The sequence below is a fragment of the Phyllobacterium sp. P5_D12 genome, from assembly GCF_054049495.1.
In genome coordinates this window covers 1-1621 of record NZ_JBFUMG010000774.1, presented here as the reverse complement: position 1 = coordinate 1621, position 1621 = coordinate 1, and the positions used below count along the sequence as shown (strand labels likewise).

Annotated in this window: 3 protein-coding genes; 1 reads left to right on the top strand and 2 read right to left on the bottom strand. The window is 55.6% G+C overall.

Going from position 1 to position 1621, the window contains the following annotated elements:
• Nucleotides 1-374: aldo/keto reductase (locus tag ACXJ5O_RS26300; protein ID WP_457302476.1), on the top strand; the 374-nt coding region annotated here is incomplete at its 5' end.
• Between the two features lie 39 nt (nt 375-413).
• Here ACXJ5O_RS26300 and ACXJ5O_RS26295 read toward each other — a convergent pair.
• A complete protein-coding gene (locus tag ACXJ5O_RS26295; RefSeq protein WP_457302475.1) occupies nt 414-1334 on the bottom strand; it encodes a sugar phosphate isomerase/epimerase family protein in 921 nt (306 codons plus the stop codon).
• A gap of 20 nt (nt 1335-1354) precedes the next feature.
• Nucleotides 1355-1621 (bottom strand): TOBE domain-containing protein (locus tag ACXJ5O_RS26290; protein WP_457302474.1); only part of this gene is annotated, 267 nt, incomplete at its 5' end.

The following is a 1621-nucleotide window of genomic DNA, read 5'->3' as shown; positions in this document are numbered from 1 at the left end:
GCTATTCACTGTTGGATCGGTCCGCAGAGCGCGATTTGCTCGAAGTCTGCCGTAAACAACAGATTTCGCTGGTGATCGGCGGTGTCTTCAATTCCGGCATTCTGGCAACGGGGCCGGTTCCGGGCGCGAATTTCGATTATGGCCCTGCCTCGGACGATATTCTCGGTCGCGTTCGCTCCATGCAGAAAGTCGCAGAAGCCAACTCGATCCCACTTGCCGCCGCAGCGATGCAATTCCCGTTCCGCGAGCCGGTCGTCGCCAACGTTCTGATCGGCACGGCCAAGCCCTCGAGCCTCAACCGGAACATGGAGTTGTTGAAGGTGAGTGTACCGGACGCGGTCTATGCCGCAGTCGAACCTTTTACAATTCGATGAGGGACAGTTGTGGCGGTGCAACCGCCACAACTGACGAATTCACGCTGCTATTCGGCGGCTATTGACCAGATCCATAAGCTTTAGAGCGCGCGCAAGACTGTCCGCCTGCTCTGTGGCGAAACGGTTTTCCGTGATTTCCATGATCAACGTCGTATCCGGCAGGAATGTAAGTTCCGAGAATATCTCTTCCCAGGGAATGTCGCCCCAGCCAATCGGCAAATGCAGGTCGCCGATGCCAAGTGCAGTCGCCTCCGCCGGGTGGTAGAACTTCGTCATGCTGTATGGGCGGCCAAAGCTGTCATGAACATGCAGGTGTCCGGTGACCGGAGCCATTGCCTTGATCTGCACGCGCCAATCGAGGCCTAGTCGCGTGCATTCGATATAGGCATGACTGAAGTCGATCAATCCACAGACATTCGGACTGTTGACTGCGCTGACGGTTTCACCGACCTTTGTCGGCGTCTGCCGATACTCTGCGTCGTTGAGTGCGAAGATATTTTCCAATGCGATCCGCACGCCATAACCCTTCGCGACTTCGGCTAATTCCGCCAATGCATCGCGCTCCATCTGGTCGAGATCGCCAATACGCGTCAGTGCCGGCATCTTGGCCTGTCCGCAATGGTGGACGAGAATGCCGGCCTCCACACGATTACACAATTCAAGCATGGCGCGAACGACCGACTTCTGCAGCGCCAGATGTTCCTTGTCCATGAAGTTGGAAATGATCTGGCCATGTACGCTATAGCGCAGGTCGAATTGGCGGGTGATTTCCAGCAGGCGTTCCAACCGGCTTGGAATGATGCGGCCACCGGAAATGAGCTCTTCGCCATAAAGCGACAACTCAGCAGCGCTCGCACCAAGGTCACTGATCGTCCGCAAAGAATCTTCAAGCACGCTGAAATTGCCGTCGCCCGTATAAGTGCAGAAGCCGACGGCCGAAATGATGGACTCCGTATTCATGATTGATCCTTTCAGTACAGCTAAGCTGCCACGGTCGATTGATTGGTATTGTGTTTCAACGCAGGCGCGTCGTCGAGACGCAATCCGGTGTCCCTGGAGAACAAGTGAATGTGTTCGGATGGCAATTGCAGACCGACCGTCGCACCAGTCTCGAAGAATTGACCTTCATCGCCACTGACGGCAAAGATCGTTCCATCAATGTCGACGTGCACATTGCGTCCAGAGCCAAGCTCTTCCACAAAATCGACGGTCGCAGGCACGCTGTTTGCCGTGCCTGCTTTTACCAG

Bases quoted from the DNA above. Each gene is read 5' to 3' on its own strand.
- ACXJ5O_RS26295 (WP_457302475.1), bottom strand. From the start codon at position 1,334: ATGAATACGGAGTCCATCATTTCGGCCGTCGGCTTCTGCACTTATACG.